Annotated in this window: 20 protein-coding genes; 12 read left to right on the top strand and 8 right to left on the bottom strand. The window is 58.7% G+C overall.

Annotation, left to right across the window (positions count from 1 at the left end; all coding sequences use genetic code 11):
- Positions 1 to 54 precede the first annotated feature (54 nt).
- Positions 55 to 2,304 carry a KUP/HAK/KT family potassium transporter gene (locus AB5405_RS01010; protein WP_368137279.1) on the bottom strand — a complete coding sequence of 750 codons (2,250 nt, stop codon included), beginning with the start codon at positions 2,302 to 2,304 and terminating at the stop codon, positions 55 to 57.
- A gap of 139 nt (positions 2,305 to 2,443) precedes the next feature.
- The gene (locus tag AB5405_RS01005; RefSeq protein WP_368137278.1) at positions 2,444 to 3,355 is read right to left on the bottom strand and encodes a DMT family transporter; all 912 of its coding nucleotides are present in this window, start codon (positions 3,353 to 3,355) and stop codon (positions 2,444 to 2,446) included.
- Between the two features lie 118 nt (positions 3,356 to 3,473).
- Between AB5405_RS01005 and AB5405_RS01000 the strand changes: the two genes are divergently transcribed.
- Both AB5405_RS01000 and AB5405_RS00995 read left to right on the top strand, forming a co-directional pair.
- A complete protein-coding gene (locus AB5405_RS01000) occupies positions 3,474 to 4,331 on the top strand; it encodes a LysR family transcriptional regulator (protein WP_368137276.1) in 858 nt (285 codons plus the stop codon).
- Positions 4,332 to 4,493: 162 nt separating this feature from the next.
- Positions 4,494 to 6,014, top strand: coding sequence for an aminotransferase class I/II-fold pyridoxal phosphate-dependent enzyme (locus tag AB5405_RS00995; RefSeq protein WP_303246687.1), 1,521 nt, complete (start codon positions 4,494 to 4,496; stop codon positions 6,012 to 6,014).
- Between the two features lie 74 nt (positions 6,015 to 6,088).
- On the opposite strand, the gene AB5405_RS00990 is transcribed toward AB5405_RS00995, so the two are convergent.
- Positions 6,089 to 6,499, bottom strand: a complete 411-nt coding sequence (locus tag AB5405_RS00990) for a peptide deformylase (RefSeq protein WP_368137275.1) — start codon at positions 6,497 to 6,499, stop codon at positions 6,089 to 6,091.
- A gap of 204 nt (positions 6,500 to 6,703) precedes the next feature.
- Between AB5405_RS00990 and AB5405_RS00985 the strand changes: the two genes are divergently transcribed.
- Together AB5405_RS00985 and AB5405_RS00980 are read left to right on the top strand one after the other, a co-directional pair.
- Entirely contained in the window at positions 6,704 to 8,116 is a 1,413-nt protein-coding gene (locus tag AB5405_RS00985) for an MFS transporter (RefSeq protein WP_347478226.1), read from the top strand.
- Between the two features lie 152 nt (positions 8,117 to 8,268).
- Positions 8,269 to 9,180 (top strand): hypothetical protein, encoded by a 912-nt coding sequence (locus AB5405_RS00980; RefSeq protein ID WP_347478227.1) that lies wholly within the window; start codon positions 8,269 to 8,271, stop codon positions 9,178 to 9,180.
- 346 nt (positions 9,181 to 9,526) lie between these two features.
- Here AB5405_RS00980 and pdxT read toward each other — a convergent pair whose 3' ends face one another.
- Positions 9,527 to 10,114, bottom strand: a complete 588-nt coding sequence (gene pdxT, locus AB5405_RS00975) for a pyridoxal 5'-phosphate synthase glutaminase subunit PdxT (protein WP_347478228.1) — start codon at positions 10,112 to 10,114, stop codon at positions 9,527 to 9,529.
- Positions 10,115 to 10,134: 20 nt separating this feature from the next.
- Complete coding sequence (gene pdxS / locus AB5405_RS00970) at positions 10,135 to 11,025, bottom strand: pyridoxal 5'-phosphate synthase lyase subunit PdxS (RefSeq protein ID WP_022094325.1); 891 nt, start codon at positions 11,023 to 11,025, stop codon at positions 10,135 to 10,137.
- Positions 11,026 to 11,170: 145 nt separating this feature from the next.
- Here pdxS and pdxR point away from each other — a divergent pair, with 145 nt between their 5' ends.
- Entirely contained in the window at positions 11,171 to 12,610 is a 1,440-nt protein-coding gene (pdxR, locus tag AB5405_RS00965) for a MocR-like pyridoxine biosynthesis transcription factor PdxR (RefSeq protein ID WP_347478229.1), read from the top strand.
- Positions 12,611 to 13,146: 536 nt separating this feature from the next.
- A complete protein-coding gene (locus tag AB5405_RS00960; RefSeq protein ID WP_368137274.1) occupies positions 13,147 to 14,028 on the top strand; it encodes a putative endonuclease domain-containing protein in 882 nt (293 codons plus the stop codon).
- Positions 14,029 to 14,269: 241 nt separating this feature from the next.
- Here AB5405_RS00960 and AB5405_RS00955 read toward each other — a convergent pair whose 3' ends face one another.
- A complete protein-coding gene (locus tag AB5405_RS00955) occupies positions 14,270 to 14,830 on the bottom strand; it encodes a ferritin family protein (RefSeq protein WP_022094328.1) in 561 nt (186 codons plus the stop codon).
- A gap of 256 nt (positions 14,831 to 15,086) precedes the next feature.
- On the opposite strand from AB5405_RS00955, the gene AB5405_RS00950 reads away from it, so the two are divergent.
- Together AB5405_RS00950 and AB5405_RS00945 are read left to right on the top strand one after the other, a co-directional pair.
- The gene (locus AB5405_RS00950; RefSeq protein WP_368137273.1) at positions 15,087 to 16,307 is read left to right on the top strand and encodes an iron-containing alcohol dehydrogenase; all 1,221 of its coding nucleotides are present in this window, start codon (positions 15,087 to 15,089) and stop codon (positions 16,305 to 16,307) included.
- An 8-nt stretch (positions 16,308 to 16,315) separates the two neighbouring features.
- The gene (locus AB5405_RS00945; RefSeq protein WP_368137272.1) at positions 16,316 to 17,695 is read left to right on the top strand and encodes an aldehyde dehydrogenase; all 1,380 of its coding nucleotides are present in this window, start codon (positions 16,316 to 16,318) and stop codon (positions 17,693 to 17,695) included.
- A gap of 139 nt (positions 17,696 to 17,834) precedes the next feature.
- Here AB5405_RS00945 and AB5405_RS00940 read toward each other — a convergent pair whose 3' ends face one another.
- Complete coding sequence (locus AB5405_RS00940) at positions 17,835 to 17,966, bottom strand: hypothetical protein (RefSeq protein ID WP_275950430.1); 132 nt, start codon at positions 17,964 to 17,966, stop codon at positions 17,835 to 17,837.
- A gap of 121 nt (positions 17,967 to 18,087) precedes the next feature.
- Between AB5405_RS00940 and AB5405_RS00935 the strand changes: the two genes are divergently transcribed.
- The 4 genes from AB5405_RS00935 to AB5405_RS00920 all read left to right on the top strand — a co-directional run bounded on the left by AB5405_RS00935 (position 18,088) and on the right by AB5405_RS00920 (position 21,150).
- Positions 18,088 to 18,444, top strand: coding sequence for an HIRAN domain-containing protein (locus AB5405_RS00935; protein WP_368137271.1), 357 nt, complete (start codon positions 18,088 to 18,090; stop codon positions 18,442 to 18,444).
- A gap of 18 nt (positions 18,445 to 18,462) precedes the next feature.
- Positions 18,463 to 18,642, top strand: coding sequence for a hypothetical protein (locus AB5405_RS00930; RefSeq protein WP_368137270.1), 180 nt, complete (start codon positions 18,463 to 18,465; stop codon positions 18,640 to 18,642).
- Between the two features lie 66 nt (positions 18,643 to 18,708).
- Positions 18,709 to 19,254, top strand: a complete 546-nt coding sequence (locus AB5405_RS00925; RefSeq protein WP_368137269.1) for a metallophosphoesterase — start codon at positions 18,709 to 18,711, stop codon at positions 19,252 to 19,254.
- A 138-nt stretch (positions 19,255 to 19,392) separates the two neighbouring features.
- Positions 19,393 to 21,150, top strand: a complete 1,758-nt coding sequence (locus tag AB5405_RS00920; protein WP_368137267.1) for a DUF2130 domain-containing protein — start codon at positions 19,393 to 19,395, stop codon at positions 21,148 to 21,150.
- Positions 21,151 to 21,224: 74 nt separating this feature from the next.
- On the opposite strand, the gene AB5405_RS00915 is transcribed toward AB5405_RS00920, so the two are convergent.
- Positions 21,225 to 23,906, bottom strand: a complete 2,682-nt coding sequence (locus AB5405_RS00915) for a DEAD/DEAH box helicase (protein ID WP_368137265.1) — start codon at positions 23,904 to 23,906, stop codon at positions 21,225 to 21,227.
- Positions 23,907 to 24,158 lie beyond the last annotated feature (252 nt).

Raw genomic sequence — 24,158 nt, 5'->3', positions numbered from 1 at the left:
GCTCCGCACCTTTTATGAGATGCGGAGCCGTTGTCGTCAATGGCTGGTGGCGTGTTAGAAGTTGGCGTCGTTGAGCTGGGTGCTCTCGAGTCCGTCGAGTTGCTGTTGCTCGGGCGTATCGGCGACGCTCTCGAGCAGCTCGGTGGGATCGACGTTCATGTCCCTACCGGCCTCGTTGCCGTTGACCAAGTCGTCCGAGAAGATGTCGACTTCCATTTCCTCGGCCTCTTCAATCTGAACCTCGAGCGGCACCTGGGTGCGCACGAGCTTAACGGCCGGGCGCATGCGGGCAAACAGCGGCACGTACTCGATGATGATGGCAGAGTTCTCGAGACCGTACCAGCGCGCCGGGCTTCCGCAAGCGCGGCGGACGGCGTACTTGATGGCCATCACGCGGTGGTCATTGCGGTTGATGTCCGTTTCGGGGGCAAGCATCTTGCGCAGCATGCAAAAACGGAAGTCGCCCACGTTGCCGCGCGTCTCGTAGATGGAGTAGGTGTGGTGCTGCGGCGGCAACTCACCCGAGGCCATCAGGTCGCCAACGATCTGGCGCAGGTAGGCGTTGATGCGCTGATTGACCTTAAAGCCCAGGTCCAAGCGCACGCGGAACAGGAAGTCTGTGCCAAAGGTCTCAACGGAATACTCGTGCGTATAGGGCTCGTCGGTAACGTGTACGTTGATGAACCAATATGCCTTGGCGCGCTTGGGATGCTTGTCCAAGATGGAATAGAGCACGTCGCGGTCGAGCGTGAGCGGGTCGGGGCTGTTGGTGAGGAACACCAGATTGTCGGCGAGCACGGGGTAGGTCTCGTCATTGCGCAGGCGGTTGAGCTGGTCGATGTACTTGGAGACGGGCAGCAGAATCGTCTGCGTGCGCTCGATGGCGGTGCCGCGACGCCACACATACATAAGGCCGAACAGCAGTGCGGCCAGGAAGATCATGACGTAGCCGCCGTCAAAGAACATGGTGAGGCACGAAGCGAAGAAGCACAACTCAATGGCACCAAAGAGCAGGGCAAAGATGCAGGCGCCCAGCTTGTGCTTGAGGATGCCGGCGATATAGCTCGTCAGCAGCGTGGTGGTCATGAGCATGGTCACGGTGATGGCGAGGCCATAGGCGCTTTCCATGCGCTCGGAGTTCTGGAACAGCAGCACGATGAAGATGCAGCCGACCCACATGATGTTGTTGACGAGCGGAATATAGAGCTGACCCTTGGTGTCGCTGGGGTAGTGGATGCGCAGGTGCGGCATAAGGTTGAGGCGCGTTGCCTCGGATACCAGCGAGAACGAGCCGGTGATGAGCGCCTGCGAGGCGATGATGGCCGCCACGGCCGAAAGCACAATGGCAAAGGGGCGCAGGGGCTCGGGAAGCATCATATAGAACGGGTTAACGATATCCATCGCGAGCATCTGGGGGTTGGAGTTATTGGCGAGTAGCCAAGCTCCCTGACCCAGATAGTTGAGGATAAGGGCCGCCTTAACAAACGGCCAGGATGCATAGATGTTAGCCTTGCCCACGTGACCCATGTCCGAATAGAGCGCCTCGGCGCCGGTCGTCGACAGGAAGACGAAGCCGAGCACCATGATGCCCGAGTGGTTGATGGGCGAGAACAGGAACATGATGCCGCGGATGGGGTTGAGCGCGCGTAGGATGGACAGGTTGCCGAGCATGTTGAACAGGCCGGCGCCAGCCAAGAACAGGAACCACAGCGTCATGAGCGGCCCGAACAGCTTGCCGATCGACGAGGTGCCGGCGCGCTGCATGGCAAACAGGCCACAGATAATGATGATGGTGATGATGATGACGTTGGTCTGGCCGTCACCCAAAAGCGCATGGCCCCACTCGATAGTGCGCAAGCCCTCGATGGCCGTGGTAACCGTGACGGCGGGGGTGAGGATGCCGTCGGCGAGCAGCGCCGCGCCGCCGATCATGGCGGGAAGGATCAGCCACGGCGCCACTTTGCGCACCAAGCTAAACAGGGCGAAGATGCCGCCCTCGTTGTGGTTATCGGCCTTCATGGCGATAACCACGTACTTGACCGTGGTCACGAGCGTCATGGTCCAGATGACGAGCGAAAGCGCGCCCAGGATCATGTCCTCGCTGACGGTACCGATGCCGCCGTTGTTGGCAACGATTGATTTCATGGTGTACATGGGGCTCGTGCCGATGTCACCGTAGACGACGCCGAGCGTTACGAGCAGCATGCCAGCGGAGAGGGGAATGGCTCCATGCCCGCCTTGACCACGCTGGTCTTGGGGGCTTGCCTCCAGTTTGTTGTGTGCCACGTGGACTCCCTTAGACATCCGGCCCCTGCAAAGGGCAGCAGACCTTTATGCCATCTTTATACATATAAGAGCAGTTTGGCACATCGGGGTGTTTTAGACAATAATCCCCATCTGGGGATTATTCATGTACGCAGGTGGCATTTCAAAGCAGGGGCTGTTAGGCGCGTGCTGCCTGAGCGATGCCGGTCTTGGCACCTGCGCGTTTGCCGGCGAGTTCGCAAAAGATCGCGCCGCCGATGATAAGTGCGGCACCCATCAGACGGACCGGCGTTATGGCTTCGCCTAAAAGGACGGCCGAGAACACGACGGCCGAAAGCGGCTCGAGGTAGCCGACGACCGCGACAGTCTGGACGGGCAGCTTGGCGACAGCACTAAAATAGAGCAGGCAGCCAATGCCGGTGTTGACGACGCCGAGCATGACGACGGCGCGCCAATCAATACCGGCGGCGACGCCGACGGACAGGAATGAGGGGGCGCCCTGCGTGATGAGCGTGAGGACCAGCGCGGTCACAAAGGCGGCGCTCACCTGGAGCGTGGAGTTTTCGAGGCCTTCGATGTGTGGCGCACCCTTGCTGGCGATGACCATCAGCGCATAGCAAAATGCCGAGGCGATGCCGCAGGCGATACCCGCAATGGGCATATTGCCGCCTAGACCTTGCGCTGCAATGAGAAAAGCGCCGCAGGCGACGGCGATAAACCCGGCGATTTTGCCGCCGGTCAGCTTTTCGCCAAAGATGAGTGGGGAGAGGACCATGACGATGATGGGGCCGCAGTAGTACAGCAGCGAGGAAACGCCGACGCCGATCGTCTGGTAGGCTCGGAACAGAAAAATCCAGCTGGCGCCCAGCGCGGCTCCCGAGAGGAGGAGGGCTGCGGCTTCGCGGGGGCGAGATGGCGCCTGCAACTTATGGCGTTGGGTGATGGCGAGGATGGTGACAAGCGAGAGTGCGCCCAAAAACGTGCGCAGGAGCACGATATCGGAGCTCGGCAGCGCGATGGCGGCGGCGATGATGCCGTTGGAGCCAAACAACAGCAATGCTGCTAAGTACGTAAACAGTCCGTTGTTCATACGCTGACATCCCCTCTATATCCGAGCATGTTCACTATGGGTGAACTGGCTATAGAAGAAAAGCGAATATAATTCATAGATAACATGACAAAAGCTCATGCATATGTGGAGGGGTGCCGTGGAAACGAATATTCAAAAGATGCAGGTGCTGCTTGAGACCGTGCGCGCCGGAAGTTTTACGCGCGCCGCCGAGCGGCTGAGCTATTCGCAGTCGGGCGTGAGCCGTATGGTGGCCGATCTCGAGGCCGACTGGGGCTTTAAAGTGCTCGATAGAAGCCGCGAGGGCGTAGTGCTTTCTGCCGATGGGCGGCAAGTTATGCCGGCGGTCGAGGCGTTGTGCGAGGAATTTGTTCGTTTGCAGCGACGGGTGGATGAGATGCGTGGGCTCATGCGCGGCAAAATCTGCATCGGTACGTTTTCGAGCGTGGCGACCCACGTGCTGCCGCCGGTGATTGCGCACTTTCGCGCCGATCACCCGGACGTCGATTACGAGCTGCTGATGGGTGATTACTCCGAGATTGAGCAATGGGTGGCGGAAGGTCGCTGCGACCTGGGCTTTATTCCGCGCGAACCACGCGGCGCCGGCATGGCGTCGCGGCCGTTGGTGCAAGATGAGTTGATGGCCGTGGTGCCAGCGGACTCCTCGCTTGCTACCGCGGAGGTCGTTTCCCTTGCCGATTTGGCCAACGAGCAGTTTATTCTGCTGGAACGCGGTAGCGACGACGAGATTACGCCGCTGTTTCGCCGCGCGGGCCTGGCGGTACGCTCTAAGCTGTCGACCTGGGATGATTATGCGATTATGGCCATGGTCGAGGACGGTCTGGGCGTGAGCATTCTTCCGGCGCTCATCTTGCGCCGCTGCCAGTTCGATGTTGCCGTGCGCCCGCTCGAGGGACATCCTCATCGGCAGATCAACGCCATATACCGCACCGCTGACGTTTCGCTTGCGGCGGCTCGTTTCCTTGAATATCTCTAAAAGCGCGTACCTGTTGTCTACTTTGGGACAATTCTCGGGGTTCGGTACATTTTCTTATGAAATTGAACTTTCGGATAATGCGCCGCGCTATACTGCTGCCTAAATTGAACTCAGGTTCAATTTGTGTTCTATAAATTGAACTTTGCCAGCAAGGAGGTTCTAATGGCCCAAGAGACGTTTAGCGATCGCCTGCGACAGACCATGTCCGATCGCGACGTTCGCCAGTCGGATGTAATCCGCGCATCGGAGATGCTCGGCAAAAAACTCGGCAAGAGTCAGATGAGCCAATATGTGAGCGGCAAGACGATCCCGCGGCGCGATGTGGCAGAGCTGCTCGCCCGTATTTTGGAGGTCGATGTTTCCTGGCTGCTCGCCAGTGACGCCGATCAAGTCGAGACGTCCTCGTCCCATAACGTTGCCAAATCCGAACCTAGTCTCTCAGCTCAAATTCCAAGGAGCACCACCATGCGTACTTTTTCTAAATCCACCAAGCTTGATAACGTCTTGTATGATGTGCGCGGTCCCGTCGTCGACGAGGCTGCCCGTATGGAGGACGAGGGCGAGCGCATCCTCAAGCTCAATATCGGCAACCCGGCGCCCTTCGGTTTTCGCACGCCCGACGAGGTTATCAAGGACATGCGCCAGCAGCTGCCCGACTGCGAAGGCTATTCCAATTCGCGCGGCCTGTTCTCTGCGCGCAAGGCGATCATGCAGTATTCGCAGATCAAGGGCCTGCCCAATGTTCAGATGGAGCATATCTACACGGGCAACGGCGTGTCCGAACTCATTCAGCTTTCGATGAACGCGCTGCTCGACAATGGCGACGAGATTTTGATCCCCAGCCCCGACTATCCGCTCTGGACGGCGTGCGCAACCCTCGCCGGCGGTCATCCCGTGCACTATCTATGCGATGAGCAGGCGGATTGGTATCCCGACCTGGAGGATATGGAGTCCAAGATCACGAGCGCGACCAAGGCCCTCGTCATCATCAACCCCAACAACCCCACGGGCTCGGTCTACCCGCGCGAGGTGCTCGAGGGCATCGTCGAGGTTGCGCGCAGGCATCAGCTGATGATCTTTGCCGATGAGATCTACGACCGTCTGTGCATGGACGGCTACGAGCACGTCTCGATTGCCTCGCTCGCTCCCGATCTGCCCTGCGTTACCTTTAGCGGCCTTTCCAAGTCGCACATGATCGCGGGCTATCGTATTGGCTGGATGGTGCTTTCGGGCAACCAGCGCTGCATGAGCGACTTCATTATGGGTATCAACATGCTCTCTAACATGCGCCTGTGCTCCAACGTGCCGGCCCAGTCGATCGTCCAGACGGCGCTCGGTGGCCATCAGTCGGTCAACGACTACATCCGTCCCGGCGGTCGTGTCTACGAGCAGCGCAACTTTGTGTATGAGGCACTCAACAAGATCGATGGCATCTCGGTGGTCAAGCCGCGCGCGGCGTTCTATATCTTCCCCAAGATGGATGTTAAGAAGTTCAACATCACCGATGACGAGCAGTTTGCCCTCGACCTGCTGCACGAGAAGAAGATTCTGATCACGCGCGGCGGCGGCTTTAACTGGGCCGAGCCCGATCACTTCCGCATCGTGTACCTGCCGCGCATGGAAGTGCTCAAAGAGTCGCTCGAAGACCTCGCCGATTTCTTTGATCACTACCGCCAGGCGTAGGGGATAGAAGTTCCGCACTATGAAGAGCTCCCTGCAGTTGCTTGGCTGCAGGGAGCTTTCTTGAATTGGCGCAACTATATAACTATTCCTTGGCAGTGGTCGATTTCGTGCTGGATGATCTCGGCGGTGTAGCCCGAGAAATTTTTGATGCGGTGGACGAAGTTCTCGTCCAAATACTCAACCTTAATGCGGCGATAGCGGGTACAGGGACGCTCGCCGATCAGCGAGAGGCATCCTTCGCTCGTCTGATAGGCATTGACGTGCTCAAGAATTTGAGGGTTGTACATGAGCAGCGCCCTGTTGCCGTCCTTTACGCAGATGATGCGTTTGCGCACGCCGATCATGTTGGCGGCGAGCCCCACGCACTCGTGCTCATGCTCGTGGAGCGTATCTAGGAGGTCTTGCCCGGTCACGGCGTCGTCGGGCCCTGCGTCTTCGGAAGGCAGGCGCAAAAAGAACTCGGATTTCATGATGGGCTTAATCATGGCGGGCTCCTCATGTCTTATGCTATCGTGGACTTTTAATAATAGCGCGGAAGGAAAGCTACGCGTCCGCGTTACAATCTTTCGACGTTGGACCATGTTGCCAGATTCGTCGTGTGCGGCGTTTGGCGTAAGTCTAGGGCTCATTTTCGCCCTGGACCGTTCCTCTGGGGCGATGCGATTGTCGTTCTAAGAGGAAGGAATTTCATGGGGACCAAATCCCAAAAGCAAACTCAATCACCGTCGACGACCTCGGCGATTCTCGTCGTAATGTATGTTGCGGCCTTTGTTGCCGCGTTTAACGAGAACATCATTAATGTGGCGTTGCACGACATTATGGCGGCCTTTTCGGTGAGTGCCACCACGGCGCAGTGGCTCGTTTCGGGCTACATGATCGTGACGTCGATCTTTACGGCCATCATGGCCTTTCTGTCCGGCCGTTTCTCGACGCGCAAGCTGCTGTTTTTTGCATGCGGATGCATGGTCGCCGGTGAAGTCCTGTGCCTGGTCGCTCCGTCGTTTAGCGTTTTGCTGCCAAGCCGTATTTTGCAGGCTGCGGGATCGGGCATCTTGTTCCCGCTCATGATGAACGTGGTGCTGTCTTGCGCCCCGCGCGAGAAGCTCGGTCTGTATCTGAGCCTGGGCGGTGCCTGCATTACGCTAGGGCCGGCGTTTGGACCCGTGATCAGCGGTCTTATGTGCACGTTGTTTGGCTGGAGGGCGGTGTTCGTAGTGCCGCTGGTGGGCGGCATTGCGGTCGCTGCGGCGGGCGTAAAGCATGTTCAGAATGTCGGAGAGCGCTCGAACACCACGCTCGATATTCTGTCGGTTGTTTTACTCGCCGCCGGCATTACGGCATTTGTGTATTCCGTAGGCGAGTTCTCGACCAATCTGATTGCTGGCATCGTGACGCTCTTCGCCGCCATGGTGCTGCTCGGCCTGTTTGCGGCCCGCCAGCTCAAGCTCGAGCATCCGGTGCTTAACGTGCGTCCCATGGCGAGCGTTCGTTTTTGGCCTGCGTGTCTGCTTGTGGTGGTGTCGATGATGACGACGTTTTCGATGAGCGTTTTGTTGCCGCTCTATTTTGAGGGCGCATACGGAATGACAGCACTTGTTGCGGGCTTGCTCATTTTGCCAGCGATTGCCTGCAACGCCGTGACCTCGATTGTGGGCGGACGAGTGATGGACGCCCGTGGCGCATGGCCGCTGCTACCGATTGGCTTTGCCCTGATTGCCGTGGGACAGACTGCCATCTCGATGACGGCGGCAAGCATGGACATCGGCGTCGTCGTGGCGCTGACCGTTGTGGTGTATGCCGGAGTCGGTTTGGTGCTAAGCCCCTCGCAGACGGCCGGCTTGGAGACGCTGCCTGCCGCCGAGCATCCTCACGGAACAGCATTGCTCAACACGTGGAACATGATTGCCGCATCGTTTGGCCCGTCGCTGTTTATCGGTCTGCTTTCGAGTTCTGCGGCGACTGCCGGCGCCGCTGGCGTTGCGACCGACGTTGCCCAGGCGATTGGATTTGCGACAGCCGTGCGTGTGGCGGCTGTAATTGCCTTGGTCGGATTTGTGGTATCGGTTGTGTACGCTCGCCGCGAGTCGCACATGTCGCATTAATGTGTGCACATAGATTCTGCAGCTAGATTGGATGGCGACACCATAAACTAATGGACGTTTTGCCGAGAGGCATGAATGTTTAAAGCGCAAAGAGTGCGCGACGGGCCCCGCGAATGGGGCGATGATGCCCGAGAGGGCCAAGAAGGAGTCTCATGTCCGAGAACGAAGAGATTATGAACGAGACCGAGAACGAGACCATGGCTGCCGAGGTCGAGGCAGTCGAGACCGTGGAGACCGAAGCTGCCGAGGTTGAGGCTGCTGACGAGGTTTCCGCCGAGGAGGAGGCCGAGGTTGTCGAGGCCGCCGCTGATTACGATGACGAAGAGCTGATGGACAAGATGCAGAAGGCCGCCCGCCTGCTGCGTAGCCGTCGCTTTGCTATTTCTAAAGAGGAGGAGGCCAAGGCCGAGCGCATGGCGAACATCGAGCGCGCCATCAAGCTCCTTGACCTCAAGCCCAAGATGGAGCAGAAGGAAATGTCCGACCTGTTGGGCATGCGCCTTCGTGAGCTCGATGGCCTGATGGCCGAGGCCGAGGCTGCCGATCTGGTTGGCCGCATCGACGACGCCGAGGGCGATATGCGCAAGATCGTTGTCTTCGCTGCCGAGGATGCCGCTGAGGGCCTGGTCGAGCTTGCCAACAAGAAGGAGAAGCTCCTGCCTGAGCTTTCTTACGAGGAGGCCACCGAGCTGATGGCCGCTCTCGATAAGGTCATCGCTCCGCTCGTCGCCATGGGCCTGGACGAGGACCGCGGTCCTCGCGGCGGTCGTGACGATCGCGGTGGCCGTGGCGGCGACCGCGGCGGTCGCGGCGGCTTTGGCGAACGCGGTGGCCGTGGCGGCGACCGCGGCGGTCGCGGTGGCGATCGTGGCGGCCGTGGCGGCTTTGGTGACCGTGGCGGCGACCGTGGCGGTCGCGGCGGCTTTGGTGGCAACCGTGGTGGCTATGGCGATCGCGGTGGCAACCGTGGCGGCTTCGGCGGCAACCGCGGTAACGACCGCGGCGGTCGCGGCGGCGATCGTGGCGGCCGCAACGGCGGCGGCTTCCGCGGCAACCGCTTCTAGGGGTTACGCGGTTCTACGAACCGCGTAACTAGTTGACGCTGCGCGTCTCCCAGAGCGACAATTTGTCATTCAAAAGGCAGGGCATGACCAGAAGGTCTATGCCCTGCCTTTTTCATGCCAACTTGTTCGCTCTGGGAGGCGCTCGCTGTCGTTGCCAAAGCATCGGCATTGCCATGATCCAGATCTGCTAAAAGATAGTCGTTGGGGACGTTCTTGTTTGACCAGTCGTTTAAGAACGTCCCCAACGACTACATAGCATGAGAGTGGATAATCTCCCGGTTTGAGCCCATATTCATGCTCAAGGCTGGAGATTGTCCACTCTCGTTTCGTTTGTTGATTTCGATACCTACATTTGTAGGAACAGTTCGTGGAGGCGGGTGTCTTCGTCGAGTTCGGGGTGGAAGGTTACGCCGAGCTGGTTGCCCTGACGGGCGGCGACGATACGGCCGTCGACTTTCGCTAAGGCCTTGGCGTCGCCGTGGACCTCGACGATGCGGGGTGCACGGATAAATGTTAATGGCACTTCACCGTCGATGCCGGACACCTGGCCCTTGGTGCGAAAACTGCCGAGCTGTCTGCCATAAGCGTTGCGCTCAACGAGTACGTTCATGGTTGCTAGGCGCGGCGTTCCCTTATCGTCGTGTGCGGCAAGATCGCGCGCCAATAGAATCAAGCCGGCGCAGGTGCCAAGGACGGGCATGCCTTCAACAATGTGGGTGCGAAGCTCCTCGAGCATGCCCAGCTCATCAAGTAGCTTCCCTTGAACGGTAGACTCGCCGCCGGGAAGTACCAGACGGTCAAAGTCCTGCTTCAAATCAGCCGCCTGCCTCAGCTCAATACAACGTGCGCCCAGCTCGGACAGTCTTGCCTCGTGCTCGGCAAAAGCACCTTGGACCGCCAGCACGGCGACCGTCTGGTCTGCATAATCGCTCATGTGCGATCCTTTCTGCTGGACTAGCGCCCGCGTTCCTCCATGATGATCTCGATTTCGTCGGCGTTGATGCCCACCATGGCCTCGCCCAGGTCCTCCGAAAGCTCGGCGATGAGCTTAGCATCGGTGAAGTTTGCCACGGCCTTGACGATGGCGGCTGCGCGCTTGGCGGGGTCGCCGCTCTTAAAGATGCCCGAGCCGACAAAGACGCCTTCGGCGCCCAGCTGCATCATCAGCGCGGCGTCGGCGGGGGTCGCTACGCCGCCGGCGGCAAAGTTCACGACGGGAAGCTTACCCGTGGCATGGACCTCGCGCACCAGCTCGACCGGAACCTGCAGTTGCTTGGCTGCCTCAAAGAGCTCGTCGTCGCGCAGGGCAACTACGTCGCGGATCTGCTTTTGGATCTTGCGCATGTGACGCACGGCCTGAACGACGTCGCCCGTACCCGGCTCACCCTTGGTGCGAATCATCGTGGCGCCTTCGGCAACACGGCGCAGCGCCTCGCCCAGATCGCGGGCGCCGCAGACAAACGGCACGTCAAACTGGGTCTTGTCGATGTGATAGACGTCATCAGCAGGGGAGAGAACCTCGGACTCGTCGATGTAATCGATCTCGATGGCCTGAAGGACCTGCGCCTCGACAATGTGGCCGATGCGGCACTTGGCCATAACGGGGATGGAGACGGCCTCCTGGATGCCCTTGATCATCTTGGGGTCGCTCATGCGCGAGACGCCGCCTGCGGCACGGATGTCGGCCGGGATGCGCTCGAGTGCCATGACGGCGCAGGCGCCTGCCTCCTCGGCGATGCGTGCCTGCTCGGGCGTGGTGACGTCCATGATGACGCCGCCCTTGAGCATCTGCGCGAGTTCGCGATTGAGTTTGACGCGATCGGCCTTGCTGGTCTGTTCTGCCATGGTTGCTCCCTTGGTTGGCATGTGCATTGCTTGACGGAACATCCTATCGGGGAGCTGGGTATGGCGAAATACTCAGTTTTCAAGATAATAACAAGGTCAGACTAATACCAGATTGAATGGCTTAATAAGGTCAGGTGATAGGCTCATGCTTGACTACAATTTGGAAAAACGCGGCGAAGCATCGCTTTATGAGTATGTTTACCAGAAAATTCGAGATGATATTGTTGCTGGACGTATTGCGGCGGGGGAGCATCTTCCGTCTAAGCGCGCCTTTGCCAGTCATCTGGGAATCAGTGTCATTACCATCGAGAATGCATATAGCCAGTTACTTGCCGAGGGCTATATTTGCTCAATGCCGCGTCGTGGCTACTACGCTTGCGAGCTTCCGGATGCACCGGTTTTGGCTTCGGCTGCGGAGGGCATCGACCGAGATGCCGCCTCTGCGGGTCCCAGCGCGCATGATGTCAACGGACAGGTCGAGCTATTCGATGCACTTTCTCCTTCCTCTTTGGAGGCGGCGCGGCTTTGGCAAAGCGCACTACGGGCGACGCTGGCATCCGAAGATGAGCGCGAAATCTTTTCGCCCGCACCGGCGCAGGGCACCGCTCGGCTGCGACGCGCAATTGCTCACCACCTGCGTGGGACAAGGGGCATGAATGTCGATCCCAATAACATTGTTATCGGCGCGGGCGCCCAGCTGCTCGATACCATGTTGGTTCAGTTGCTTGGCGCTGACAAGGTGTATGCCGTTGAGGACCCGGGCTATTTACGTCTGACGCGCATCTATCAGGCTATGGGCTGCAAAGTTCGACATATCCCGTTGGATGATGAGGGCGTGGACTTGAGCGCTCTGCAGAAAACCGGGACCGATGTACTTCATCTGATGCCGTCCCATCAGTATCCGACCGGCCTTGTGACGAGCATTGCGCGGCGCTATGCGCTTCTGAGCTGGGCCGCCGAGCGACCAGGTCGGTATCTCATCGAAGATGACTTTGATTGTGAGTTTCGCCTTGCCGGGAAGCCGATTCCCGCGCTCGCGTCGATCGATGCCGCCCAGTCGGTTATCTACACCAACACGTTTTCGAAGAGCCTTTCATCGGCGTTGCGTTTGGCGTACATGGTGTTGCCCGATGAGTTAATGGAGCGGTTTAGGCGCAACCTTGGTTTCTACGCCTCGTCGGTGAGCTCTGTTGATCAGGTCGCTTTGGCGCGTTTGCTGGAATCGGGTGATTACGAGCGACATGTGAACCGCGTGCGCGTTCGTGCTCGCGAGGCGCGTGATGGCCTGATGGCGCTTGTGCGGAAGGTATTTCCGGCAGGAGAGGTCTCGATCGAGCATGCAGACGCGGGCCTTTACTGTATCGTGGTTGCGGAGCGTGGAGCGGGCGGAAGCTCTTTTGTGCGGGCCCTCACGCGCTCGAGTATCCCTTTTGTCGATATCAGTGACTGTTATTGGTGTGCCGATGGCGCATCTGTCCTTGAAAACTTAAGTCAAATTCTTGTTCAGTATGACGATTTGAGTCCAAAAGCGCTAAATACCTTGGAATCGCAGCTAACGGGAGCACTCTGCAACCTAAGTGAGTAGGCTTTTGGAACTTTGGCGACCAGGCGGTTTTGTAACAAGCTATCTACCTGCGGTTGTGAAAAGCAGGATGACCGGGCTGCTCGGGATGTTCAAAAAAGTCTACTCACTTGTCGCGCAAAGCTTCTGCATGAGAAAAAATGGGGTTTCAACAGAACTTCGTCCAGCTCTCGGCAAGCTTTTGGCCAGTTGGGGAGGGCTGTTGAAAACTTGGCAGTCCGTTCGGCACCATTTTTGGCGCGTTCGCGCCAATGTGTGACTGACTGGGTTGAAATTTGTGTTTTCCTGTGCCTATGAAGGATCTACTTTGTGACATATCGGCTTTTAGGTACTGGCGTTTGCCTCCTCAAGTCCGCGCTTTGTGTCCGCCGCTTCCACGACCGGAAGAAGACCGGCAGCGATATGATCTCGCCCGCAACCCGACGGCTGCGGTCGCGCTCGGTTTTCCGTTGTATACATTGGTTCGGACGAGAAACAAACGGACTTGTCCTGCCAGCATTAGGCAGCGGCTGTTTCTTGGTGAGCTCCCCAGGGAATCCGTGCTGGAAACGGAGCATGGGTTTTTGGTTACGTCTCCTCTACTGACGACATTCATCATGTCGCGGCATCTGACGGATCTTCAGCTTCTTTTGGTATTGGCGGAGATGTGTGGCTTGTTTGCGGTGTGTGCCCTGCCGGCGGCACTTGAGGCGGAGCTTTCGCGTGCAATTGATTCGGGTGCGATTTCGACAACGTTCGGTTGGGCGCGCTGCCCGTCAGAGGACGGCACCGCCTCAAATTTATGGCGTCGAGACGCTTTGGTTTTGGGCGGAGACATTGACCGTTTTTGTTCAGATGTTTGTGGGATGCGTTACGGCAATAGATTTATGACGGTATCGCAACTCGTTCCATTGGGTGCCGCATCGCCTTTTGAGGTCGAGGCGTATTTGCTACTTGCATTGCCGCGATCCCTGGGAGGCGAAGGTTTTTGCGGCATAGAGCTTAATGTTGAAGTGATGCTAAACACAAGTGCTCGAGCGATTGTGGGAAAGTCCCGTGTATATATCGACCTACTTCTTTCTTCACCGGACGGTAGGCGACAGGTGGCCATTGAATGTCAGGGAAAGGCCTCGCACGGACGCGCAGGGGATGGCTTGCGTGACGCTGATCGCATGACGGCCCTTCAGGCCATGGGCTACGATGTACTTCTCCTGACACACAGACAGATATCGGATGAGGATAGATTCCGCGCGATCGTTAAGGCCGTATGCAGGATGTTCGATGCTGAATATCGTGATAAAAGCTCGGATGAGCAAAGGGCTGAGACATTACTTCGGTCTGAACTATTCGTTGACTGGACAAAATTGGGAGTAATTGACGGAAAGATGCCCGTTAGACACAAAACAGCTCGATCGTGGACGGCTGCGGTTCTAAGTGAGTAGACTTTTGGCACTTTGGCGACCAGGCCGTTTTGAAACAAGTCATTTACCTGCGACTTTATAAAGCAATACGGATGGTCTGCTCGGCAAGTTCCAAAAAGTCTACTCACTTAGTTTTTGACGAGAAACCTATGCCGAAGGCGGTCCTATTTCAGGTAGTTAACAAGTTTGTGAGGCACGAAAAAGGCCCGAACCATGCGGTCCGGGCCTCATCGAGCTAGAGGTTATGTCTCAGGTTGCTGGCTTAGCCGAAGTAGCGCTTGAGCAGGCCGGCGAAAGCCTTGCCGTGGCGAGCCTCGTCGCGAGCCATCTCGTGCACGGTATCGTGGATGGCATCGAGGCCAGCGGCCTTGGCGCGCTTGGCAAGATCGGTCTTGCCGGCGGTGGCGCCATTCTCAGCCTCAACGCGCATCTCGAGGTTCTTCTTGGTGGAGTCGGTCACGACCTCGCCCAGAAGCTCAGCGAACTTGGCAGCGTGCTCGGCCTCCTCGTGGGCAGCCTTCTCCCAGTACAGGCCGATCTCGGGATAGCCCTCGCGATGAGCGACGCGAGCCATGGCCAGGTACATACCGACCTCGGAGCACTCGCCCTCAAAGTTGGCACGCAGGTCGGCAACGATGTCTTCGGAGACGCCCTCCATCTTGGCGACGCCCACGACGTGCTCGGCAGCCCACTCGAGCTGACCCTCCTCCTGCTTCAGGAAGCGAGAACCGGGAACGCCGCACTGGGGGCACTTGAAGTCCTCGGGCAGCTGGTCGCCGTCGAACTCTTCCACATAACCGCAAACGGGGCAAACAAACTTCATGATTCGATCCTTTCGATCGATGGCGATTGTGCGCTCGTCCGGTCCCGTAAGGGCCCTCTCCGGACGTGCGTCTTGACGAGTTCTATTATCCATAAATGCAACCAAATGTGAAGCCTATTAGGAATGATTTTTAATAAAACAATTTTGAGATATGAAGATGTTGATTGATTAACGATTGGCAGGCCGTCTTTGACCGCCGCTGAGTACAATCGGGCGAGCAAATGTTGACCTATCAACAAATGAAGGAGTTTCCTTTATGCATCTAGCCCGTCGTGCCTGGTGCCGAACATATCAGACGGTTTTTCGCATTGCATTGCCGATCCTGCCCTATACCGAGCCGCGCATTTTAGAGCATGCCGAGGATGTGCCCGCGGTGCTTCAAAAGCGCTCGATCCAGAAGGTCCTTATCGTGACGGATCCCGGCATTGCCCGTCTGGGGCTCACGGCGCCACTCGAGCGTGCGCTTACGGCTCAGGGGATTGGCGTTACGGTCTATGCCGAAACGCGTGCGAACCCCACGGTCTCAAACGTGGAGGAAGCTGCGTCCCTGTATCGAGAGAGCGCCTGCCAGGCCATTATCGGCTTTGGCGGTGGCTCGGCCATGGATTGCGCCAAGGGTGTGGGAGCGCGCATTGCGCAGCCAAACAAACCCATCAACAAAATGCGTGGCCTGCTCCGAATTCATCGTCGCCTGCCGCTGCTTATTGCGGTTCCCACTACCGCCGGTACGGGAAGCGAAGTCACGCTCGCGGCGGTTATCACCGATGACGAGACGCACTACAAGTACCCCATTAACGACTTTGTGCTCATCCCGCGTTTTGCGGTCCACGACCCCGAGTTTACGCGCGGCCTGCCCGCCTCCATTACGGGGCAGACGGGCATGGACGCCCTGACGCATGCCGTCGAGGCCTTTATCGGGCAAAGCACCACGCCCTATACACGCAAGATGGCGCGACAGGCAGTGCAGCTCATCCACGACAATTTGCTCGAGGCCTATGAGCATGGCGACGACATGCGTGCGCGTCGCAATATGCTTTCGGCGGCGTATAAGGCGGGCGTTGCCTTTACGCGCTCCTATGTTGGATACGTTCATGCCATCGCACACAGCTTGGGCGGGCGTTACGGGATTCCGCACGGCTTGGCCAACGCTATCATCCTGCCGCACATGCTTCGCGCCTATGGCGAAGCTGCTGCTCCTAAACTCGCCGATCTCGCCCGCATGGCCGGTATCGCGCCGGCTAACGCGCAGGACAGCCTGGCGGCCGAGGCCTTTATCAATTGGGTTGATCGCATGAACGCCGCCTTGGACATTCCCCAATATGTGACGGGCATTCGCCGCTCCGACATTCCCGAGATGGCGGCGCATGCCGATTCCGAGGCCAATCCGTTGTACCCCGTTCCGCTTTTGATGGACCGTTTGGAGCTCGAGCGTATGTACGAGGTCGTCGCGGGTGGTATGTTTGAGGACGAGAACTAGGAGGGTCCATGAACACCGAGGAAATTGCGCGCATCGTCGGCGACCAGCGCGCCTACTTTAAGACGCACGCCACGTTTGATGTCGATGCTCGACGTCGCGCGCTCGTGAGTTTACGCGATGCGGTTCGTGCGCACGAGGCCGATATCGCCCATGCGCTCAAGACCGATTTGGGAAAGTCGCATGACGAGGCATATATGTGCGAGATCGGCACGTCGCTTTCCGAGATTCGCCATCAGATTGCGCATGTGGCCCGATGGAGCCGCCCGCGCTTGCGCCCCTGCGACCTCGCTAACGCCGTGAGTGTGTGCAAAACGCAAGCCGTGCCCTATGGCGTCACGCTCATCATGGCGCCCTGGAACTATCCGTTTTTGCTGACGCTCGAGCCGCTCGCCGGCGCGCTCGCTGCAGGCAACACCGTGGTCATCAAGCCGAGTGCCTATGCGCCGGCTTCGAGTGCGGTGCTCAGGCAGATTTGCGAGGAAGCATTTGATCCGCGCCTGGTGACGGTCGTCGAAGGCGGGCGTGCCGAGAACGAAGCGTTGCTCGATGAATGCTGGGACAAAATCTTCTTTACCGGTAGTGTTCCGGTCGGCAAGCTCGTCATGGAACGCGCGAGCAAAAACCTCACGCCCGTGACGCTTGAGCTGGGCGGAAAGAGTCCCTGCATCGTGGATGCGACGGCAAACTTGAAGGTCGCGGCACGACGTATCGCCTTTGGTAAATGGCTCAACGTGGGGCAGACCTGCGTGGCGCCCGACTACCTGCTGGTCGATACGCGCGTGCACGATGAGCTGTTGGGCCTCATCAAGGAGGAGGTCCGTCGCATGTTTGGCGAGCACCCGCTCGACAACGAGGACTACGGTCATATTGTCAACGCCAAGCATTTCGCGCGCGTACGCGGGCTGATCGATCCCGATAAGGTTGTGCTGGGAGGCACGGCGCGCGAGTCGTCGCTCAAGATTGAGCCGACGATCCTAGACGGCGTGACCCCCGATGACGCCGTGATGCAGGAGGAGATTTTCGGCCCCATCTTGCCGGTGCTGACGTTTGAGAGCCTAGACGAGGCCGAGGCGTTCATCACGGATCGTCCGACGCCGCTGGCCCTGTATATCTTTAGCCAGGACCGTGCGACTCAGCAGCGCTTTGTGCGCTACGTGCCCTTTGGCGGCGGCTGCGTCAACGACACGATCATGCATTTGGCTACGAGCCATATGGGCTTTGGCGGCATGGGTGCGAGCGGTATGGGTCAGTACCATGGCCGCGAGAGCTTCGATACGTTTAGCCACAAGAAGAGCATCGTGAACAAGTCAACCTGGCTGGACGTGCCGTTTCGGTATGCGCCCTACGCAAGCTGGAAGCACAAATTCGTGCGCATGTTTGTGCATTAGGAAATGACAGGTAATACGAACAAGTGTTCCTATTACCTGTCATTTACGTTAGACTACTGCTATGGGGTGCGGATGGGCCAACTCCCTTTAGAAGGGAATTGGTATGAACGTAAGCGATGTTATTTCGTTACTGGCGTTGTTAATCGCGGCTATCGAACTCGGCCTGTTTATCGGCCGAATGAAATAGCCGCCCCCGCGTAAGCGAAGACGGCCACTTCTCACGATGAAAACGTGTATCGGAGTTGGCAAGACCCGCTGCAACGGGTGCCATCCGTACTCCTATCTTATCTGCAAGCGTTCTGTCTCGCAAGCGTTGCGGCAACTGGGTGAAAGGCGCGAGCGGGTGAATTCGTGTCCGCACGGGCCCGTAAACTTCTCAGTGAGGTTAAGCGTTGGTTTATCCGGCCGTTAGAGGAGTTGCCATATACGAGCCTTCACGTGTTCTTCTGTCATTTCATATCGCAGGATTTCAATATGCCGACGGCGCTTTGGTCCTAGGCGATCTTAAAGTGGGCGATAAGCTGACACTGCGTGCCGAGCGCGATAATCCCCATGATTCCGAGGCGGTTGCAATCTACTACGGCAACACCAAGCTCGGCTATGTTCCGGGAAACGAGGTCGGCCCGCTATCCGTGATGATGTATTACGGAAACGAGGGTGTATTTGAGGCGCGCGTGCAGCAGGTTGCCCCCGAGCGCAGCCCGTGGCATCAGGTGCGTGTTGGACTCTACGTGGTGGATGCTCGCTAATCGGTTAGGGAGACAGCCATGTTTGATGACGACGACCAGTTCGATCTGACAGACGAACCGTTTGGGTGGGATATGCTACTCGATGACGATGAGTTGGAGCGGGATCGTAAGAAGCGGCAGGATAAGAATACCCAGGGTGACGCTTCGAAAAAGCAAGACAAGCGCCGCCGCGGACTGTTCGGCGGGTTCTTTGGATAACCGCCGCATCGCTGCGTCTGTATACTTAGCACGAGTTGGACACGTTGTGAAATGAGGGCATAGACGATGATGTGGTTTACCGCCGACCTGCACCTGGGCGATACGAATATCTTGCACGACATGGACCGGCCGTTTGGCTCGGTCGAGGAGATGAACCGCAAGGTCATTGATGCCATCAATGAGTGCGTGGCTGCGGATGACCGTCTCTACATCCTGGGAGACTTTACCTATCGTTTGCCCCTAGCGGATGCCGTGCGTCTTCGCGAGCGCATCGAATGCCAAAACGTAACGCTCATCCGTGGCAACCATGACGGCGACTGGGAAGATCCCGACGCACCGCGGATTTGGGAAGACGTGCGCGATTACCTGGAGATTGCTCCTGGCTATGCCAAGGGCCATCGTCTGGTTATGAGCCATTACCCCATGCTCAGCTGGAACGGCAAGGCACGTGGCGCTATTATGCTGCATGGGCATATCCACAGCAGGGGTAACCGCACCAACGCACGCAACCGCGATCGCGAGCGCCCCATTTACCGCTACGATGTGGGCCTCGACGCCAATGACTACAAGCCTGTAAGTCGTGATCAAATCCTCGGCTATTTTGGACTGTAATTCTCGAACCACCACAAAGGGGACAGGCACCTTTGTGGTGGTTCTGGCGCCGTTGCCATTATGGCAGCGGCGCCTTTTTTGTCCGTGCGGCGCGGTAGAGTGTAGTCGGTTGAAATTTGCGTCCATCGAGGAGCTGCTATGAACGAGATTAAGTGCCCGCATTGCGGCGAAGTTTTTAAGGTCGATGCGTCCGGCTATGCGGATATCGTCAAACAAGTGCGCGATGCTGAGTTTTCGCGCGACCTGGATGAGCGTGTGAAGGCAGTCCAGCGCGAGGGCGAGCAGGCGCTGGAACTTGAGCGCTCGCGTTCGACGGCCGCCTTGCAAGAGGCAGAGTCTCAGCGCAACGCTCAGCTTGTCGAGCAGAAGAACGCTGCGGCCCAGCAGCTGGCGCAAGAAGTCGCCAAGCGCGATGCTGAACTCGCCGAGCTGCGCGCCAAGCTTGAGGGCGCTGCCACGGAGCGCGAGAGTGCAAGCCAGCGCGCGGCGGTTGAGGCCCGTGCGGATGCGCAGAAGGAAAACGCAGAGCTCCAGCGTGAGATTGACAACCTGCGCGCGCAGCTGGGACGCAAGGATGACGAAGCCAAACTTGCCGAGGCAGCGGCGCGCAATGCTGCTCAAAACGATCTGTCCGCCCGCGACGCTCAGATTGCTGAGCTACAGGCAAAGCTCTCCGCTGCGGACAAGGCCCAGGAGATGGCGCTTGCCGCTGCCGCGGCAGAGTCGCAGCGTGAGCTCGATGCCGCTCGCAGCGAGGCCGAGCGCGCGCTTGCTGACTATCGCGCGAAGGTACAAGAGAAGTTTTCCGCCGCAAAGGCTCAGTCCGAGCAAGAGGCCGAGGGCCTGCGTGCCCAGCTGCGCGAACAGGAGCTGACGGCCAAAATGAACCTATCGGAGGCGGTCGCCGCGGCGGAGCGTGAGCGTGATGAGGCGCGTGCCAAGCTGACGAGTGAGCTGGCGGTGCGCGATTCGCGTGAGGAACAGGCCAAGGCAGCCCACGAGCTTGAGCTCGCGCAGGCCAAGCGCGTGAGCGACGAGTTGATCCGCTACAAGGACGAAGAGATTGAGCGCCTTAAGGACATGAAGGTACGCCTGTCCACCAAGATGGTGGGCGAGTCGCTCGAGCAGCACTGCGAGACCGAGTTTAACCGCCTACGCATGACGGCGTTTCCTAACGCGTACTTTGAGAAAGATAACGATGCGTCCGAGGGCACCAAGGGGGACTTTATCTTCCGCGAGTGCGACGCGAGCGGCAACGAGGTCATTTCGATTATGTTCGAGATGAAAAACGAGAACGACGAGACTGCGACCAAGCACAAGAACGAGGACTTCTTTAAGAAGCTCGACCACGATCGTCGCCAGAAGGGCTGTGAGTATGCAGTGCTCTGCACGCTGCTCGAGCCCGAGAGCGAGCTTTACAATGCCGGCATCGTGGACGTGAGCTATCGCTACGAGAAGATGTACGTGATCCGCCCGCAGTTCTTTATTCCCATGATTACGCTTCTTCGCAACGCTGCCATGGGTTCGCTGCGCTATAAGCAGGAGCTGGCGGAGTACAAACAGCAGAATATCGACGTCACGAACTTCGAAGCCAAGATGGAAAAGTTCAAGAACGACTTCGGCCGCAACTACGAGATCGCGAGCCGCAAGTTCCAAACGGCGATCGATGAGATCGACAAGACGATTAGCCATCTGCAGAAAACCAAGGAGGCGTTGCTGTCCTCCGAGAACAATCTGCGCCTGGCCAACAAGAAGGCCGACGATCTTACCATTCGCAAGCTCACCTGGGGCAACAAGACCATGAAGGCGGCGTTTGACGAGGCGCGCGGGGCTGCGACGGAGACAAACGATGAGCCAGCCGAGGCGGATTCGTATGAGGTCGAGGATGCCGAGTAGGGGATAGCATATAGTGCAAAAGCGGGGCCGCTGGCGATGTTGCCAGCGGCCCCGTTTCGTTCCGGTATGGTCGGCTAGTTCTCGAGCAGGTCCTCGATAAAGCCGACGCGGTAGTTTTTGAAGATGACCTCGCCGCCGTCTTGCGTGGCGTCCAGATCGACATCGCCCATGATGCCAAAATCGTGGTCGCCATCTTCGTCGGCAAAAATCTGGTGCACGTGCCACACGTGATCGGTCTTCTCGTCGGATTCATCGATGGAAAACATCGCGGCACTGCGGGCATCTCCGTCGGTGAGGATTTCCTCGTGTTGCTCGTGATAGGCGTCGAGCGCCTTTTGCCAGCGGACCTCGCTCATGCCCCAGTCCTCATCGAGCTCGCCCAAGTCGCGAACGTGCTCGCGGGCGGCAAGGGTCACGCGGCGGAAGAGTGCGTTGCGCACCAACAGCGTGCAGCCGCGACGGTCCGCAACGACCTCGTCGATGCCCTGCGGCGGTGCGGCGTCGAGTGCAGCGGGGTTGCCGGCGTTCTCCCACTCGTCCACCAGGCTCGAGTCGACCGAGCGCACCACAAAGCCGAGCCACGAAATGATGTCACGCAAGTGCTCATCGCGCTTCTCAATGGGAACGGTGCGATCGAGAGAACGGTAGGCCTCGGCTAGGTAACGCAGCAGAATGCCCTCGGAGCGGGCGATGCCAAGCTTTTGGATATAGCCCTTAAAATCGCTCGCGCTCTCCAGCATATCGCGCAGGACGCTCTTGGGCGAGAGCTGATAGTCGTTGGCCCAGGGTACTTCCTGGCAGTACTTGTCAAAAGCGGCATCGAGCAAATCCTCGAGCGGCTTTTCGTAGGTGACATCCTGGATGCGCTCCAGGCGTTCCTCATATTCGACGCCATCAGCCTTCATTTCGGCCATCGCGCGGTCGCGCGCGGCGCGCTCCTGTGCGCGCAATACCTGCTTGGGGTCCTCGAGTGTAGCCTCGACCATCGAGATCAGATCCATGGTATAGGTCTCACTCTCGGGGTCGAGCAGTTCCAGCGCGGCAAGCAAAAACGGCGAGAGCGGCTGGTCGAGCGCAAAGTCCTCGGGCAGATCGACCGTCAGTGCATAGTCGATGTCCGGCGCGGCGTCAGTCGGGGCGTCGGGCGCGGGCGGCGCCTCGGTGCGAACGACGACGCCGGAATCGATGAGCGTGGCGAAGATCTCGTCGGCGCGAACCTCGAGCTTAGCCTTTTCCTCGGGAGTCTGCAGGCTCGTCTCGATGAGGTCGTGTACGCGGGCTCGGGCATCGCCGCCCTGCTCGACCACGCTAATCACCATGGAGTGTGTGATGCGCAGGCGCGGCTTGAGTGTCTCGGGCTGTGTCTCGATCAGGCGCTCAAAGGTCTGCTTGTTCCAGGTGACAAAGCCCTCGGGGGCCTTCTTCTTTTTAATCTTGCGGAGCTTCTTGGGGTCGTCGCCCGCCTTGGCCATGAGCTTTGCATTCTCGATCTCGTGCTCGGGTGCCTCGGCGATTACCATGCCCTCGGTGTCGAAGCCCGAGCGGCCGGCACGACCGGCAATCTGATGGAACTCACGGGCGCGCAGGCGACGCATCTTGTAGCCATCGAACTTGGTGAGCGCGGTGAGAACCACGGTATGGATGGGTACGTTGATGCCGACGCCGAGCGTATCGGTGCCGCAGATGACGGGCAGCAGGCCCTGCTGCGCCAAGCGCTCGACCAGCAGGCGATAGCGCGGCAACATGCCAGCATGGTGCACGCCGACGCCGCATCCGAGCAGGCGCTTGAGAATCTTGCCAAAAGCCGTGGAGAAGCTCGTGCCTTTGGCGGCTTCCTTAATAGCCTCGCGCTGCTCCTTGCTGGCGATGCCAAAGTTGGCGAGGGATTGCGCCGTCGCAAGGGCGGCATCCTGGCTAAAGTGCACGATATAGAGCGGGGCCTCGTCACGGCGCATGGCGAGCTCGACCGTGCCCTCGAGGGAGGTCGTCACATAGTCGTAGCTCAGCGGAACAGGGCGCGGGGCGTCGACAACCAAGTCGCAAGCAGCGCCGGTGTGTTCCTCGAGCGAGGCGGCGATCGCGGTGACATCGCCGAGCGTGGCGCTCATGAGCATGAATTGCGTGTGAGGCAGGGTGAGCAGCGGCACCTGCCAGGCCCAACCGCGATCAGGGTCGGCAAAGTAGTGGAACTCGTCCATGGCGACGCAGCCAACATCGGCATCTTCGCCCTCGCGCAGTGCGTCGTTGGCAAGGATCTCTGCCGTGCAGCAGATGACGGGCGCCTTGGTGTTGATATGCGTATCGCCGGTGATCATGCCGACGTTATCGCGGCCGAGCACCTGCACAAGGTCGAAAAACTTCTCGCTGACCAGAGCCTTGATGGGGGCCGTGTAATAACAGCGCTTACCCTGCGCCATACCCATAAAGAGCATGCCCAGCGCGACGAGCGATTTACCCGATCCGGTCGGTGTGCCTAAAATGACGTGATCGCCGGCTGCCAGGTCCATGAGGGCCTCTTCTTGGTGATCCCACAGCTCAATGCCGCGGTCGCTCGTCCATTCAAAGAAGCGTTCGAAGGCCTGATCAGGCGTGAGCCATGGTTCGGGCTCACTGCCATCCTCGGGCTCCCACCAGGTGGGGGAGAGCGCACCGAGCGAGCCAAACTCGGCTTCGGTTCCCGTGCCGCCCGAGAATGAGCTGGCAGCCCCGGCGCCGGAGACGGTGCTGGCGGTGGTATCTGTCGTGGTCTGTGCCATGTGTTTGCTTTCTCTCGCGTTTGTCCGCCAACTATTATGGCGTAGCGGCGGCGCGGGGTGCCAGCGCGCGAGAAAATGCAGGAAATGGGCGTTCTGCCCAGCTGTTTGGTGCGGTCGCCAGCTAAGTGAGTAGACTTTTTGCAATATCGCGAGCACATGGCTTTTGTGCAAGGGCTCTACCTGCACTGATAATTGTTCTCGGGGGAAGCGGGCACTGCGGGGCGCGGCAACGGCGCGCGATTTCCGCGTCGC

The organism is Collinsella aerofaciens (assembly GCF_040920445.1).
In the GTDB taxonomy this organism is placed as follows: Bacteria; Actinomycetota; Coriobacteriia; order Coriobacteriales; family Coriobacteriaceae; genus Collinsella; species Collinsella aerofaciens_BH.
The sequence above is the reverse complement of the archived record's forward strand: the minus strand, read 5'-3'. Positions and strand labels throughout refer to the sequence as shown.